This window comes from Lutimonas saemankumensis, assembly GCF_020171465.1.
Taxonomy (GTDB): Bacteria; Bacteroidota; Bacteroidia; order Flavobacteriales; family Flavobacteriaceae; genus Lutimonas; species Lutimonas saemankumensis.
Window position 1 is genome coordinate 70,908 of the sequence record NZ_JAIUZR010000006.1, and the last position, 15,020, is coordinate 85,927.

Genomic DNA, 15,020 nt, shown 5'->3' on the forward strand with positions numbered 1-15,020 from the left:
TAAAGTTTTAATAAAAAAGTAGGTTAGAATTTGTAATTTGCGCGCCGAAAAAAATATTAAAACTTACAGTTGTTGGAAAAGGTCACCATATTCGTTTTTCTGTTTTGCCTTCCCTTGTTGTCAATTGCACAGATAGACAATAACAATGCGCAGGAAACAGATGTATTTCAGTATGAGCCTGAAAATAAGAACTCAATGGAGTATGTACCTGAGGATGCGGAATCCAGGGATATAACTGCCGAAACGGTAACTGTTTTTGGAACCATCAAAGAGATTGCGGAAAAATTCCCGACACATAGTGTGGTTCCCGAGAAAAGAAGGCGAAGCCTGAGTGATTTCAATCAACGAGAAAAAGACGTCTTGGTTTCTCAATACTGGAATGGCCAGGACGTTAGTGTAAAAAAATTCCAGACCTCATTGGAGCTTGGGAAGCTTGAAACCAGTTCGAAATCCATAAAAATTATTTGTCGTGACCATAGTTACGTTGACGGAGACCGCGTAAAGCTCTATGTGAATGAAGAGGTTGTTAGAAGAAGTATTACCCTTAGAGCAGGTTATTATACGATAAATGTTAATTTGAAAGAAGGATTCAACCGAATTGATATTGAGGCCCTGAATCAAGGGTCCTCAGGGCCGAATACGGCTGAATTCAAGGTTTTGGATGAAAATGGCATCCTTCTTGCAGATAAAGAATGGAATATACTTACAGGTTATATAGCCACCCTGGTAGTAATGAGAAATTAAAAATAGCCTTCTTCAATCAAGTAAATATTCTTGGTTAAATCTAGTCCTCCCCTCCTAAAAATGTTATGAGAAAAAAGCTGTTGATTTTTTTGACAAAACTGTTTCTGATCGGAGTTTTGATACTTGGATTGTTTATTGGTTTTGTTTATTTGGGAGTATTTGGGAAGGTATATTCAATTGGAGAGCTTAAGGAATTTAAGAACGAATCAGCTTCTCTGGTTGTTTCCGATCAAGGTAAGCTCATTGGGAAGTTTTTCGCAGAGAACAGAACCAACGTTGAGTTTGACCAGTTTCCCAAAGAACTAATTGAGGCATTGATCGCCACAGAAGATGCGCGTTACTTTGAACATGAAGGGGTGGATGGCAGGAGTTTGTTCAGAGTCCTGATCAAGTCTGTTATACTTCAGCAAAAAAATTCGGGTGGAGGAAGCACCATTACCCAGCAGCTGGCAAAGAATATGTTTGGAAGAAAGAATTATGGTTTCCTTTCGATGCCCGTGAACAAAACCAAAGAGATTATTCTGGCTTCTCGACTTGAAAGTATTTATTCAAAGGAAGATATTTTGACATTGTATCTCAATACGGTTCCCTTTGGAGAAAATGTCCTTGGAATTGAAGCGGCCTCACACAGATACTTCAATAAGAATGTTGAAGATTTACAAACGGAGGAATCTGCTGTTCTTGTTGGTATGCTAAAGGCCAATACATATTACAATCCGAGACTGTACCCGGAACATGCGCTGCAAAGAAGAAATGTGGTGCTTGAACAAATGCAGAAATACGGCTACCTGAAGGAAGATAGAGCAGATAGATTACAGCAGTTACCCCTAAAACTTGATTATGCAAACCTTGAATCAGAAGGTCCGGCAAACTATTTCCTGGTTCAGGTCAAGAAGGAAGCACAGCACATAATCGAGAATATTAACACAACCTCCGAAACAAAATATGATCTTCACAAGAGTGGGCTTATTATTGAAACCACCTTGGATTATGATCTTCAGCAATATGCACTTCAGGCATTTTCATCGCATCTGGGGCGGATGCAAAATAGACTGAATCGTCAATACGCAAAGGGAACTGATCGCAGAATGCTGGAGGTTCTTGTTGAAAAGGAACTGAGCCGACTGAATCTGGAGAATAAAGCAGACATCAAGAAGAAGAGAGAGATTTTTACCTGGGATGGATTTACTTCCGATTCAATTTCAGTCAGAGACAGCATATCATTGAATCTTACCCTGTTACATGCCGGGCTTCTGGCAATGAACCCAAAGAGTGGTACGGTTAAAGCCTGGGTAGGTGGAATAGATTTCAGAACCCATCCCTATGATCAGATATTTGCCCAAAGACAGACGGCATCAGCGTTTAAACCCATTCTTTATGCTTCCGCGCTTGAAGCAGGTGCCCTGCCTTGTCAGTATTTGGACAATGATGAACTTATACTTCAAGATTTTGATAACTGGCAACCGAGGAATTATGACCGTTCTCAAGGTGGCAAATACTCAATTGCCGCTTCCTTATCGAGATCGATGAATATTCCCACGGTGAATTTGTTTTTTCAGGTTGGATATGAGCGTTTGAATGAAACCTGGACCAATCTTGGGTTCTCACAGGAACTTCAGGAAAAACCTTCTGTGGCTTTGGGTACAAACAGCGCCAGTTTGTATGAAATGACTATTGCATATGCCGCGTTTTCTAATGGAGGCAGAAAGGTAAAGCCCGTTTTTATTGATAGGATCAAAAATGCTCAGGGCAAAGTGCTTTATCAAAGACCCCGTTCGATGGATCAAGAGAGGGTGCTGCAGGAATCAACCAGTGGAATGATGTCTGCCATGCTGGAAAAAGCTGTTTATGAAGGTACCGGAAAATCCATGGCCAACATTTATGGAGTAAGAAGCTCCCTTGCGGGTAAAACAGGAACGTCACAGGACTACGGTGATGCATGGTTCCTGGCATATAACAATGATCTGGTCATTGCCAGCAGGGTAGGTGCCACATATCCATTGATCCATTTCAACAAAGGTTCTGATGGGGCAGGAAGTACTTTGGCACTCCCGATCGTGGCCAAGACTTTGCAAAAGTCTCAAAGAAATGCAAATACAAAATCAAAGTACCTCAAGGATTTAGAGGTTTCTGAAGTGTATCTTGAATCCATATCCTGCGTTGATCACATAGACGATTCTGATTTTGAAAAGTTTTTTGACGATCTTTTCAAAGACCGCAATACCACTTTTGAAAAAGCCTCCAAGAAAGCAAAACGACAGGCCAAAAAAGAGAAAAGAAAATCCTGGTTTAAAAGACTCTTTGGGAAAAAGGAAAAATCTTGATTCCCTTTTAACAAAGACTTTGAATCGTTAATTAAACATTTTACTAAGGATAGCGATACCTCCAAAAAGAAATAAAAATGCAAATGCGATTATGAATCCAATGATCCAAAGTATCAAAGTTCCTTTCGCCCAGTTTTTTTTATGAATATTGGTTTCTTCTGTAAATGCCCATACCAGTAACATAATGACTCCTATTATCGGTAGAGAGGAAATGAAAATGGTCAGGGCCCATTCTTTTGCATCAAGGGTTCGGTTGTTGTCTAATACTTGCATATTGTTGGTTTTTAAATTTAAATTTCATCAGTAAAGGTAAGTGATCGGAAGCGGTTTCAAATCTTGATAGAACCATAGCATCAATTTCTTCAATAAAATCCTTGTTGTAAAATATATAGTCAAGCCTTTCTGAAGGGGCCTCCGAATTATAGGTGTTTTCAAAATTTTCAGGGTCAAAGGAGGCGCATCCTATATTTTGAATTTTAAGAATAATGTTGATCCCGGCATCTTCATAATTGATATCGCTGTTAAAATCTCCGAGTAAAATGGTTGGGTATTTTTTAGCGTATTTAAGATAGATGTTTTTGATCTGATAAAACTGGTCCTTTCTTGTGGTACTGTCAAAAGCCTCGAGGTGTACGTTGATCAGCACTACTGTTCTGCCTTCAATTTTCACCTTGGTCAACTGAGCCAGCCTGTCAAGATAAAAGCTGTCATAATAAAAAGGATTGTTTTGGTTGCGTTTGAGCTCTATACGTTCTTGTTCAAGAATCGGGAATTTACTTAAAACCGATTGCCCGGAAAGGATTTTTCCAAAATGCATGGAAAAAGGATAGTAGGGAAAGGGAACATATTTTTTGTCCCAGTTGATATTTTTTCCAAAATACGGGTAACCAAGTTTTGCAATTTCATGTTGCTGATCGATATAGTAAGAACGCTTAGAATCAAAATCGATTTCCTGAAAACATACAATATCAGCATCACTTTTTTTGAGTTCATAGATGACTTTGTTCAAGTTTTGATCAAATAGAGATTTTGGTTTCTCAACAGGAAGATTATTGGTCATGCCGCTTAAATACCCAATATTGTATGTCATGATACTATGAATGGTATCGTTAGGTTGGGTTCCTGTATATTCATAGCCTCCTGTTTCATTATAGGTCAAACTACTTAAGTTTGGTGAAGAAGCCCAGAGATAAAAGCCCACTAATAAGAAAAACAGGCAAACGAGAAGTATGAAAAGGTTCTTGAGGGTTGATTTCATTTTGGGGGAAAGAATAAAAAATAAATATAATAAATATTTTTAATACAATTTCTTTGTATATTTGCAGCCCAAAAAATAATTTTAAAAGGAACAGATGAAAGGAGGTGCCCCACTATGTTAATTATTCCTGTTAAGGATGGTGAAAATATAGACAGAGCGTTAAAACGTTTTAAGAGGAAATTTGATAGAACGAAAACTATGAAGACGTTGAGAGAAAGAAAAGAGTTTACAAAGCCTTCTGTGGTAAGACGTAAACAAATTCAAAAAGCTCAGTATGTTCAGGCTATCAGAACTTCAGAAGAGAAAGGTTAATTCCTTTAAAAAATAATTCTAAGTGTCCCGATTTTCGGGACTTTTTTTTGTTAAAAGTTTAAGATTTACTTCTAATTTTTGTATTTTTGAAAGTAGTGTTGAAAGTTCAGTAGTAAGAATGTAACTGAATCGGTATTTGATAACAGAAGAATCATTTTGAGTATATCTCATTTTATAACTTATCTGGATTGCGAAAGAAAATATTCTCCATATACAATTACGGCATATAAAAAAGACCTGATCTCTTTTCAAGAGTTCTGCACCAAAGAGTTTCAATTAAATGAAATTTCTGAGGTTTCTTATTCCTTAATTCGAAGTTGGATCGTATCGCTGGTTGAAGTTGGTATTTCAAACAGATCAATAAACCGGAAAGTAAGTTCATTGAGATCCTATTTTAATTACCTTTTGAAATCAAAACAGATTGAAGAACATCCTCTACGGAAGCATCAGTCTCTAAAAGTAGAAAAAAGAGTGAATCTTCCGTTTTCTGAAAATGAGATCAATGAGGTCCTTGACTTTTTTGAACATGCTGAAGGTTTTGAACAGGTAAGGGATAAGTTGATTATTGAACTCTTATATACAACGGGTATGAGAAGAGCGGAGTTGATAGGCCTAAAAGAAGGATCAATTGATTTGTCTCAAAATCTTGTTAAAGTTGTTGGTAAGAGAAATAAAGAAAGACAGTTGCCGTTATTGAATTCAGTAAGGAACACTATAAAGAAATACAGAGTGCTAAGAGAAGGTTTGGAGGTAAAATCTGATTCTTTTTTTCTGACTAAAAAAGGCGAAGAAATTTATCCAACCCTTGTGTACAGAATTGTAAACAATTATTTTGGCAGGGTATCCGTAAAAATTAAAAAGAGCCCTCATATTGTTCGACATTCATTTGCAACACTGCTGTTAAGCGAAGGCGCTGATTTGAATTCCGTTAAGGAATTGCTTGGACACTCCAGCCTCGCTTCCACCCAGGTGTACACGCATAGTAATCTGAAGGATTTGAAAGTGATGTATAATCAAGCTCATCCAAGGAGCAATAAAAACTATTAACTTATGAAAGTATCTGTTCAGTCTGTAAATTTTAACATCAGTAATGATTTAACCAATTACATCGAAAAGAAAGTTAATAACCTGGAGAAATTCCACGATCATATTATTGATGCAGAGGTCTATCTCAAAGTTCAAAGCACAAGTGAAAAAGAAAATAAAATCGTGGATATAAGAATCAACCTTCCCGGGGTGGATGTGGTTGCCAAAAAACAATCAAAGACATTTGAGGAAGCGGTTAGTTTAGGAGTTGATTCTGTTAAGAGACAATTAGTTAAAAGAAAAGAGAAATTAAGAGCATAAATTATTTTAAAAATATAGTCAAAAAGTTTTGCAGAACTAATAAAACTTTTTACATTTGCAAACCGTTAGAAAAAGCGGTTTGTTTTTTTATATAGGATTCCTGATAATTCAAATTGTTTTTGATTGGAATTAGAAGGAATTTTAAAGTAAAAAAGCCGATGTAGCTCAGCTGGCTAGAGCAGCTGATTTGTAATCAGCAGGTCGTGGGTTCGAGTCCCTCCATCGGCTCAGGTCTTTGAAAAAAATAGAAAAATATTGAGGGGAGATACTCAAGCGGCCAACGAGGACAGACTGTAACTCTGTTGGGAAACCTTCGCAGGTTCGAATCCTGCTCTCCCCACAAGATTGTTTAAGGTAAAAAATTTAAGCGGGAGTAGCTCAGTTGGTAGAGCTTCAGCCTTCCAAGCTGATTGTCGCCGGTTCGAGCCCGGTCTCCCGCTCTATTTTTCAACTCATTATATGAAGTTGGAATAAATAAAACCTGTTCCAGGTGATTTTGTACTTGAGCACAGATACAATAAAAGGAGTCCGGTTTTTAAACATAAACAAGCCGGTGTAGCTCAGGGGTAGAGCGTTTCCTTGGTAAGGAAGAGGTCACGGGTTCAAATCCCGTCATTGGCTCAATGAAGATGCTTCAAATTTAGAATTAAACACGAATATATATATAACTAAGATTAAAATTTAACAATCATGGCAAAAGAAACTTTTGATCGTTCAAAGCCCCATTTAAATATTGGAACTATTGGACACGTTGACCACGGTAAAACTACTTTGACTGCTGCCATTACAAAAGTGTTGGCAGATAAAGGACTTTCTGAAGTAAAGGATTTCGATCAGATCGATAACGCTCCTGAAGAAAAAGAAAGAGGTATAACAATTAACACAGCGCACGTAGAATATGCTACTGCTAACCGTCACTATGCACACGTTGACTGTCCAGGTCACGCGGATTACGTTAAGAACATGGTAACTGGTGCTGCTCAGATGGACGGTGCTATCTTGGTTGTTGCTGCTACTGATGGTCCAATGCCACAAACTAGAGAACACATCCTTTTAGGACGTCAGGTAGGTATTCCTAGAATTGTTGTATTCATGAACAAAGTGGACATGGTTGACGATGAGGAATTATTAGAATTGGTTGAGATGGAAGTTAGAGATCTTCTTTCTTTTTACGAGTATGACGGAGATAATGGTCCTGTAATTCAAGGTTCAGCTCTTGGGGCACTTAACGGTGAAGCAAAATGGGTTGATACAGTTGTTGAATTGATGGATGCTGTTGATAGCTGGATTGAAATTCCTAAGAGAGACGTTGATAAAGATTTCTTGATGCCTGTTGAAGATGTATTCTCAATTACAGGTCGTGGTACTGTTGCTACAGGTCGTATCGAACTTGGAGTTGCCAATACAGGTGATGCTGTAGATATCATTGGTATGGGTGCTGAGAAATTGACTTCTACGATTACTGGTGTAGAGATGTTCCGTAAGATTTTGGACAGAGGTGAGGCTGGAGATAACGTTGGTATCCTTTTAAGAGGTATCGATAAAAACGAAATCAAAAGAGGTATGGTAATCTGTAAGCCAGGTTCAATTACTCCACACGCTAAATTCAAAGCTGAGGTTTATATCTTGAAGAAAGAAGAAGGTGGTCGTCACACTCCTTTCCACAAGAACTATCGTCCTCAGTTCTACGTAAGAACTACAGACGTAACAGGAACTATTAACTTACCTGATGGTGTTGAAATGGTAATGCCTGGTGACAACTTGACTATTACAGTTGATTTGATTCAGCCAATTGCCTTGAACATCGGTCTTCGATTCGCTATCCGTGAAGGTGGTAGAACAGTTGGAGCTGGTCAGGTAACTGAAATTCTTGATTAATCATAATCATATTCAGTTGAAATAAAAGATTAGAATATCAGGTGCTTCTTTACGGAAGCGCCTTGTATTCTTTTTAAAAAGTATGTTTTTCTTCGGAGAAACTTACTATAAACAAGGGGGACGAACAATGTATGCGAATACGTTGTTTTCTATCCATACGGGTGTAGCTCAGTTGGTAGAGCACTGGTCTCCAAAACCAGGTGTCGGGAGTTCGAGCCTCTCCACCCGTGCGTAAAAAGGATAATAATGGGTATAGTAAATTACATCAAGGAATCATTTGAGGAGCTGCAGAATAACGTTTCATGGATGCCAAGAAACGAAGCTCAAAAGAATACCGTATTGGTGGCAGTGTTCACTGTGATATTTGCCATTGCTGTATTCCTGGTAGACAAGTTCTTTCAAATGGGCTTGGAAAATTTTTTCAATATTTTTAATTAATACATGAATATGTCTGATTCTACTGTAATGAAATGGTATGCTGTTAGGGCTATCGGCGGGCAGGAAAATAAGGTAAAAACCTATATCGAGAATGAAATTGCTCGTTTGGGTCTATCTGATTTTGTCAGCCAGGTATTGGTTCCTACGGAAAAAGTGATCCAGATCAGAAATGGTAAGAAATACCATAAAGAAAAGGTTTACTTTCCTGGATATATTATGGTTGAGGCGAATTTAAGCGGAGAAGTCCCACACGTGATCAAATCTGTAACGGGTGTGATTGGTTTCCTTGGAGAAACCAAAGGAGGAGATCCGGTTCCATTGAGAAAATCAGAAGTCAACAGGATGTTAGGTACGGTGGATGATCTTGCTGTACAGAACGAAAATGTTGCAATACCTTTTATTATTGGCGAGACAGTAAAAGTGATCGACGGGCCATTCAATGGTTTTGATGGTACCATCGAAAAAATAAATGAGGAAAAGCGTAAACTTGAAGTTATGGTAAAGATCTTTGGTCGTAAAACACCACTGGAACTTAACTATATGCAAGTTGAAAAAATTTCATAAATGTTACGGGTATTATGTAAATACATTAGCTTCCACTTGATGTATTTTATTAATTAAAGTTAAAACGATGGCAAAAGAAGTTAGTAAGGTAGTAAAATTGCAGGTTCGAGGAGGTGCGGCTAATCCGTCACCACCAGTAGGACCAGCCTTGGGTGCCGCCGGAGTTAACATCATGGAGTTCTGTAAGCAGTTTAATGCAAGAACTCAGGACAAAGCAGGAAAAGTTTTACCGGTTGTAATTAATGTTTACAAGGATAAATCTTTTGATTTTGTTGTTAAAACTCCGCCAGCAGCAGTTCAATTGTTAGAGGCAGCTAAAGTGAAAAAGGGTTCTGGAGAACCTAACCGTAAGAGAGTAGCTAGTGTAACCTGGGATCAAATAAGAACAATCGCTGAAGACAAAATGCAGGATTTGAATGCATTTCAGGTTGAATCGGCTATGTTGATGATTGCAGGAACAGCTAGATCTATGGGAATTCGTGTAAAAGGAACGGCTCCGGTTAAAACAGCGTAAGAAAATGGCAAGACTAACAAAGAAGCAAAAAGAAGCTAGAGCTAAAGTTGACGCGAATGTATCACATGATGTATTGGCGGCTTCCTCTCTGGTTAAGGAAATTACAAACGTAAATTTTAATGCAAGTGTTGACCTTGCAGTGCGTTTGGGTGTGGATCCGCGTAAAGCAAACCAAATGGTTAGAGGTGTCGTAACCCTTCCAAATGGTACAGGTAAAGATGTTAAAGTTTTAGCATTGGTAACTCCTGATAAAGAGGCTGAAGCTAAGGAAGCAGGAGCAGATTACGTAGGATTGGATGAATACCTTCAGAAAATTAAAGGAGGATGGACAGATGTTGATGTTATTGTGACCATGCCTAGTGTAATGGGTAAATTAGGTCCTTTAGGTAGAATATTAGGCCCGAGAGGTTTAATGCCAAACCCAAAGACCGGTACCGTTACCATGGATGTTGCAAAAGCAGTCAAAGACGTAAAAGGTGGTAAAATTGATTTTAAAGTGGATAAAACTGGAATTGTTCATGCATCAATCGGAAAGGTTTCATTTGAAGCTGATAAAATTGCCGAAAATGCAAATGAATTGATCAGAACCCTTGTAAAATTGAAGCCATCAACTGTTAAGGGTACATATATCAAGAGTATTTTCTTGTCGAGTACGATGAGCCCTGGAGTTGAAATAGACACTAAAACAGTTTAATGCCGTAAATTTTTGAATTATGACTAGAGAAGAAAAATCGCAAGTAATACAAGATTTAACTGGCAAGTTAGCTGATAACCCAGTAATCTATTTGGCTGATATCTCAGGATTGAATGCTTCAGATACGTCTGATTTACGTAGAGCATGTTTTAAAGCGAACGTAAAGCTGGCTGTAGTGAAAAACACATTGCTTTCAAAAGCGATGGAGACCAGTGATAAAGATTTTGGAGAATTACCTGAAGTATTGAAAGGTAATACATCTTTAATGTTGGCAGAGACCGGAAATGCTCCGGCTAAGGTGATCAAGGCTTTCCGTAAAGGCAAGGACCGACCAATTTTGAAAGGAGCCTATGTTGAAGAGGCTGTCTATGTTGGTGACGATCAACTTGAAAACCTTGTTAACATCAAGTCTAAAGAAGAATTGATTGGAGATATTATCGGATTGTTGCAATCGCCTGCTAAGAATGTTGTTTCGGCACTTCAGTCAGGTGGTGGTAAAATTCACGGTATACTTCAGACTTTATCAGAAAAAGAATAACACACTAATAAACTAAATAATAAAATTTAAACAGTAGAAAAATGGCAGAGTTAAAAGATTTCGCAGAACAATTGGTTAACTTAACAGTAAAAGAAGTTAATGAATTGGCAAATATTTTAAAAGAAGAATATGGTATTGAGCCGGCAGCCGCTGCAGTAGCAGTAGCAGGTCCTGCAGGTGGTGGTGAAGCTGCTGCTGAGGAGAAATCAGAATTTGATGTTATCCTTAAAGCTGCAGGTGGATCTAAATTGGCTGTAGTTAAATTGGTTAAAGAATTAACTGGTTTAGGCTTGAAAGAAGCTAAAGGAATCGTTGATAGTGCCCCAGCACCTATCAAGGAAGGTATCGCTAAAGATGAGGCAGAAGGTCTTAAAAAGTCTTTAGAAGAAGCTGGAGCTGAGGTTGAGCTTAAGTAAGCAGATCATCCGCTAAACATTTGAGGTTTAGGTCTTTGGGGTAAAACCACTTAGACCTAAACCATTTTGCATATATATTCGTTCTTATAATTTAAATTTAAATTTTTCTCCATTGGCAACGAAACAAAAAACCCAAAGAGTAAACTTTGCATCAGCTAAATTGATTACCGAATATCCTGATTTCCTGGATATTCAGATTAAATCTTTCCAGGATTTTTTTCAATTAGAGACCAAATCTGATGAAAGGAGTGACGAAGGTTTATACAAAACCTTCATGGAAAACTTCCCAATTACCGACACAAGAAATAATTTTGTTTTAGAATTCCTGGATTACTTTGTAGATCCGCCAAGATATTCCATTCAAGAATGTATTGAGAGAGGTTTGACCTATAGTGTGCCTCTTAAAGCTCGTTTAAAATTATATTGTACTGATCCGGAACACGAAGATTTTGAAACTATTGTTCAGGATGTGTACCTGGGAGTGATTCCGTATATGACACATAGTGGAACCTTCGTAATTAACGGAGCAGAAAGAGTTGTCGTTTCGCAGTTGCACCGTTCACCTGGTGTTTTCTTCGGACAATCTTTCCACGCGAATGGAACCAAATTGTATTCAGCCAGAGTAATTCCTTTTAAAGGATCCTGGATAGAATTTGCAACAGATATCAATCAGGTGATGTTCGCCTATATTGACAGAAAGAAAAAATTACCGGTAACTACCTTATTCAGAGCTATTGGATTTGAACGTGATAAGGATATACTGGAGATCTTTGATCTTGCAGAAGAAATCAAAGTTTCAAAAAGCGGACTGAAAAAAGTACTTGGCAGAAAACTAGCCGCTAGGGTGCTTAAAACATGGTTTGAAGATTTTGTGGATGAAGATACAGGTGAGGTAGTTTCCATCGAAAGAAACGAGATCATTCTGGACAGGGATACCATTCTTGAAAAAGAGCATGTAGAGGAGATTATCGAATCAGGTGCCAAAACGATCTTGTTACATAAATTAGACAATGAAGCTGGTGATTATGCCATTATTCATAACACCTTGCAAAAAGATCCAACAAACTCTGAAAAAGAGGCTGTTGAACATATTTATCGTCAGTTGCGTAATGCTGAACCGCCAGATTATGAAACGGCAAAAGGAATCATCAATAAACTGTTCTTTTCTGAACAGCGATACAATCTTGGAGAAGTTGGTCGTTACAGAATGAATAAGAAATTAGGGCTTGATGTTGACATAGAGGAAAAAGTATTAACAAAAGAAGATATTATTACTATCGTTAAGAATTTGATCAATTTGGTCAATTCAAAGGCAGAGGTAGATGATATCGACCATTTATCGAATCGTCGTGTAAGAACTGTTGGAGAGCAGTTGGCAGGACAGTTTGGTGTGGGACTTTCAAGGATGGCAAGAACAATTCGTGAAAGAATGAATGTTCGTGATAACGAGGTGTTTACGCCTATTGATCTGATCAATGCAAAAACCTTGTCATCCGTTATCAATTCCTTCTTTGGAACCAACCAGTTATCTCAGTTTATGGATCAGACCAATCCATTGGCGGAGATTACCCATAAAAGAAGATTATCAGCTTTAGGACCTGGTGGTCTTTCTCGGGAAAGAGCAGGTTTTGAGGTTCGTGACGTTCACTTTACTCATTACGGAAGGCTATGCCCGATTGAAACGCCTGAAGGACCAAACATTGGTTTGATCTCTTCACTTGCTGTTTACGCGAAGGTTAACAATCTTGGATTCATTGAAACTCCTTACAGAAATGTAAATGAAGGTAAAGTTGACGTTACTGAAAAACCAATCTATCTGAGTGCCGAAGAAGAGGAAGGAAGAAAAATTGCCCAGTCGAATCTTGAACTAAATGATAAGGGTGAGATTGTTCTTGAGAAGGTTGTTGCCAGAGAGGATGGTGATTTCCCGGTAGTCCCGGTAAACGAAGTGAACTACATGGATGTTTCACCAAACCAGATATCTTCGATTTCGGCTTCATTGATTCCATTCCTTGAACACGATGATGCGAACAGGGCTTTGATGGGATCCAACATGATGCGTCAGGCAGTGCCGCTTATGAGGCCTGAGTCTCCAATTGTGGGAACGGGACTTGAAAGAAGAGTCGCTGAAGATTCAAGGATCCTTATCAATGCAGAAGGATCAGGTGAAGTAATTTATGTTGATTCAGATAGAGTAGAAATCAGATACGAACGTACTGAGAATGATCGAATCGTGAGCTTTGATTCGGATGTTAAAACCTATGAGCTGATCAAGTTCCGTAAAACAAACCAGGGAACTTCAATCAACCTGCACCCGATTGTAAGTCGAGGAGATAAGGTTGTTAAAGGACAGGTTCTTTGTGAAGGATATGCCACCGAAAAAGGAGAGCTTGCACTTGGAAGAAATATGAAAGTGGCCTTTATGCCTTGGAAAGGTTACAACTTTGAGGATGCGATCGTAATCTCAGAAAAAGTAGTTCGAGAAGATATTTTTACATCGATCCATATTGATGAATATGCACTGGATGTAAGGGACACTAAATTGGGGGCTGAAGAATTGACTGCCGATATTCCAAATGTCAGTGAAGAAGCTACGAAAGATCTTGACGAGAACGGTATGATCCGTATCGGTGCAGAGATCAAGCCTGGAGATATTCTTATCGGGAAGATTACTCCAAAAGGTGAATCTGATCCAACTCCTGAAGAAAAATTATTAAGAGCTATTTTCGGAGATAATGCAGGTGATGTTAAAGACGCTTCGTTAAAAGCTTCACCATCTCTTCGAGGAGTAGTCATCGATAAAAAATTATTCCAAAGAGCTATAAAGGATAAGGCCAAGAGAGTAAAAGACAAAGAGGAAGTGAACAGCCTTGAAGTTGAGTTCTCTGTGGAATATGACAAACTTAGAAATATTTTACTTGACAAGCTGTTTGGTTTGATCAATGGTAAAACTTCTCAGGGAGTTCAAAATGACCTTGGGGAAGAAATTCTTCCAAAAGGGAAGAAATTCACTTTAAAAATGTTGAATTCAGTAACTGATTTTGAGCATTTGACCAAAGGTGTCTGGACGACTGATAAAGATCTGAATGACCTGGTGAACAGGTTGATCCACAACTATAAGATCAAGTTAAGTGATCTTCAGGGATCCTTAAGAAGAAAGAAATTTGCTGTAACGGTTGGAGATGAGTTGCCAAAAGGTATTATCAAGCTGGCCAAGATTTATGTTGCTAAGAAACGTAAATTGAAGGTGGGTGATAAAATGGCGGGTCGTCATGGTAACAAAGGTATTGTAGCAAGAATTGTCAGACAGGAAGATATGCCTTTCTTGGAAGACGGAACTCCTGTAGATATCGTATTGAATCCGCTGGGTGTACCATCAAGGATGAATATTGGACAGATCTATGAGACCGTTTTAGGTTGGGCCGGTCAGAATCTTGGTGAGAAGTATGCTACTCCTATTTTTGACGGAGCCAATATTGATGAAATCACAGAGTTGACCAGAAAAGCAGGTATTCCTGATTTTGGACATACCTATCTGTATGACGGAGGAACCGGTGAAAGATTTGATCAGCCGGCTACAGTTGGGGTAATTTACATTATCAAACTGGGCCACATGATTGAAGACAAAATGCACGCTCGTTCAATTGGACCTTATTCATTGATTACACAACAGCCATTGGGTGGTAAAGCTCAGTTTGGTGGTCAGCGTTTCGGTGAAATGGAGGTATGGGCACTTGAAGCTTATGGAGCTTCATCTACTTTAAGGGAAATCCTAACTGTTAAATCGGATGATGTACTTGGTAGAGCCAAGACTTATGAGGCGATTGTTAAGGGAGACAGAATGCCTGAACCAGGCTTGCCAGAGTCTTTCAATGTATTGATGCATGAATTGAAAGGACTGGGACTTGACCTTAAGTTAGAAGAATAATAACAATCCAGGTTCCACCTGACTTTACGTTCAGGTGGAACTACAATATAATTTTTACATTTAAT

General features: G+C 38.5%; 15 protein-coding genes and 5 tRNA genes. 18 read left to right on the forward strand and 2 right to left on the reverse strand.

Features of this window, described 5'->3' with window-relative positions; translation table 11 throughout:
- Positions 1-72 precede the first annotated feature (72 nt).
- Complete coding sequence (locus tag LCM02_RS14565) at positions 73-744, forward strand: hypothetical protein (protein ID WP_224931615.1); 672 nt, start codon at positions 73-75, stop codon at positions 742-744.
- A 65-nt stretch (positions 745-809) separates the two neighbouring features.
- On the forward strand, positions 810-3,068 hold the full coding sequence (locus tag LCM02_RS14570) for a transglycosylase domain-containing protein (protein WP_224931617.1): 2,259 nt from the start codon (positions 810-812) through the stop codon (positions 3,066-3,068).
- 27 nt (positions 3,069-3,095) lie between these two features.
- Here LCM02_RS14570 and LCM02_RS14575 read toward each other — a convergent pair whose 3' ends face one another.
- Positions 3,096-3,341 carry a hypothetical protein gene (locus LCM02_RS14575; RefSeq protein ID WP_224931619.1) on the reverse strand — a complete coding sequence of 82 codons (246 nt, stop codon included), beginning with the start codon at positions 3,339-3,341 and terminating at the stop codon, positions 3,096-3,098.
- On the reverse strand, positions 3,310-4,326 hold the full coding sequence (locus LCM02_RS14580) for an endonuclease/exonuclease/phosphatase family protein (protein WP_224931621.1): 1,017 nt from the start codon (positions 4,324-4,326) through the stop codon (positions 3,310-3,312). Before LCM02_RS14580 ends, LCM02_RS14575 begins: the two co-directional genes overlap by 32 nt.
- 114 nt (positions 4,327-4,440) lie before the next feature.
- Between LCM02_RS14580 and rpsU the strand changes: the two genes are divergently transcribed.
- From rpsU to rpoB, 16 genes are all read left to right on the forward strand, one after another.
- Entirely contained in the window at positions 4,441-4,638 is a 198-nt protein-coding gene (gene rpsU / locus LCM02_RS14585) for a 30S ribosomal protein S21 (RefSeq protein ID WP_224931623.1), read from the forward strand.
- A gap of 156 nt (positions 4,639-4,794) precedes the next feature.
- Entirely contained in the window at positions 4,795-5,685 is an 891-nt protein-coding gene (locus tag LCM02_RS14590) for a tyrosine-type recombinase/integrase (RefSeq protein ID WP_224931625.1), read from the forward strand.
- Positions 5,686-5,688: 3 nt separating this feature from the next.
- Positions 5,689-5,985 carry a ribosome hibernation-promoting factor, HPF/YfiA family gene (hpf, locus tag LCM02_RS14595; RefSeq protein WP_224931627.1) on the forward strand — a complete coding sequence of 99 codons (297 nt, stop codon included), beginning with the start codon at positions 5,689-5,691 and terminating at the stop codon, positions 5,983-5,985.
- A gap of 154 nt (positions 5,986-6,139) precedes the next feature.
- A tRNA-Thr gene (locus tag LCM02_RS14600) sits at positions 6,140-6,213 on the forward strand.
- Between the two features lie 31 nt (positions 6,214-6,244).
- Positions 6,245-6,325: transfer RNA gene (locus LCM02_RS14605), tRNA-Tyr, on the forward strand.
- Positions 6,326-6,352: 27 nt separating this feature from the next.
- Positions 6,353-6,425 (forward strand) — tRNA-Gly (locus tag LCM02_RS14610).
- Positions 6,426-6,534: 109 nt separating this feature from the next.
- Positions 6,535-6,606 (forward strand) — tRNA-Thr (locus LCM02_RS14615).
- A gap of 69 nt (positions 6,607-6,675) precedes the next feature.
- Positions 6,676-7,863 carry an elongation factor Tu gene (gene tuf / locus LCM02_RS14620; protein ID WP_224931629.1) on the forward strand — a complete coding sequence of 396 codons (1,188 nt, stop codon included), beginning with the start codon at positions 6,676-6,678 and terminating at the stop codon, positions 7,861-7,863.
- A 157-nt stretch (positions 7,864-8,020) separates the two neighbouring features.
- Positions 8,021-8,093, forward strand: a tRNA-Trp gene (locus LCM02_RS14625).
- 16 nt (positions 8,094-8,109) lie between these two features.
- On the forward strand, positions 8,110-8,301 hold the full coding sequence (secE, locus tag LCM02_RS14630) for a preprotein translocase subunit SecE (RefSeq protein WP_224931631.1): 192 nt from the start codon (positions 8,110-8,112) through the stop codon (positions 8,299-8,301).
- A gap of 9 nt (positions 8,302-8,310) precedes the next feature.
- Positions 8,311-8,865: a transcription termination/antitermination protein NusG gene (nusG, locus tag LCM02_RS14635; protein ID WP_224931633.1), complete on the forward strand. Its 555-nt coding sequence runs from the start codon at positions 8,311-8,313 to the stop codon at positions 8,863-8,865.
- Positions 8,866-8,932: 67 nt separating this feature from the next.
- Positions 8,933-9,379, forward strand: a complete 447-nt coding sequence (gene rplK / locus LCM02_RS14640; protein WP_224931635.1) for a 50S ribosomal protein L11 — start codon at positions 8,933-8,935, stop codon at positions 9,377-9,379.
- A gap of 4 nt (positions 9,380-9,383) precedes the next feature.
- Positions 9,384-10,073, forward strand: a complete 690-nt coding sequence (gene rplA / locus LCM02_RS14645) for a 50S ribosomal protein L1 (RefSeq protein ID WP_224931638.1) — start codon at positions 9,384-9,386, stop codon at positions 10,071-10,073.
- 19 nt (positions 10,074-10,092) lie between these two features.
- The gene (rplJ, locus tag LCM02_RS14650) at positions 10,093-10,611 is read left to right on the forward strand and encodes a 50S ribosomal protein L10 (RefSeq protein ID WP_224931640.1); all 519 of its coding nucleotides are present in this window, start codon (positions 10,093-10,095) and stop codon (positions 10,609-10,611) included.
- Positions 10,612-10,652: 41 nt separating this feature from the next.
- Positions 10,653-11,027: a 50S ribosomal protein L7/L12 gene (gene rplL, locus LCM02_RS14655; protein WP_224931642.1), complete on the forward strand. Its 375-nt coding sequence runs from the start codon at positions 10,653-10,655 to the stop codon at positions 11,025-11,027.
- A gap of 112 nt (positions 11,028-11,139) precedes the next feature.
- Positions 11,140-14,955, forward strand: a complete 3,816-nt coding sequence (gene rpoB, locus LCM02_RS14660) for a DNA-directed RNA polymerase subunit beta (RefSeq protein ID WP_224931644.1) — start codon at positions 11,140-11,142, stop codon at positions 14,953-14,955.
- Positions 14,956-15,020: the final 65 nt, after the last annotated feature.

Coding starts and splice junctions, on each gene's coding strand:
- rplA (WP_224931638.1), top strand. CDS start 9,384: ATGGCAAGACTAACAAAGAAGCAAAAAGAAGCTAGAGCTAAAGTTGAC.
- tuf (WP_224931629.1), top strand. CDS start 6,676: ATGGCAAAAGAAACTTTTGATCGTTCAAAGCCCCATTTAAATATTGGA.
- LCM02_RS14580 (WP_224931621.1), bottom strand. CDS start 4,326: ATGAAATCAACCCTCAAGAACCTTTTCATACTTCTCGTTTGCCTGTTT.
- LCM02_RS14575 (WP_224931619.1), bottom strand. CDS start 3,341: ATGCAAGTATTAGACAACAACCGAACCCTTGATGCAAAAGAATGGGCC.
- rpsU (WP_224931623.1), top strand. CDS start 4,441: ATGTTAATTATTCCTGTTAAGGATGGTGAAAATATAGACAGAGCGTTA.
- secE (WP_224931631.1), top strand. CDS start 8,110: ATGGGTATAGTAAATTACATCAAGGAATCATTTGAGGAGCTGCAGAAT.
- hpf (WP_224931627.1), top strand. CDS start 5,689: ATGAAAGTATCTGTTCAGTCTGTAAATTTTAACATCAGTAATGATTTA.
- rplJ (WP_224931640.1), top strand. CDS start 10,093: ATGACTAGAGAAGAAAAATCGCAAGTAATACAAGATTTAACTGGCAAG.
- nusG (WP_224931633.1), top strand. CDS start 8,311: ATGTCTGATTCTACTGTAATGAAATGGTATGCTGTTAGGGCTATCGGC.
- LCM02_RS14570 (WP_224931617.1), top strand. CDS start 810: ATGAGAAAAAAGCTGTTGATTTTTTTGACAAAACTGTTTCTGATCGGA.
- rplK (WP_224931635.1), top strand. CDS start 8,933: ATGGCAAAAGAAGTTAGTAAGGTAGTAAAATTGCAGGTTCGAGGAGGT.
- rplL (WP_224931642.1), top strand. CDS start 10,653: ATGGCAGAGTTAAAAGATTTCGCAGAACAATTGGTTAACTTAACAGTA.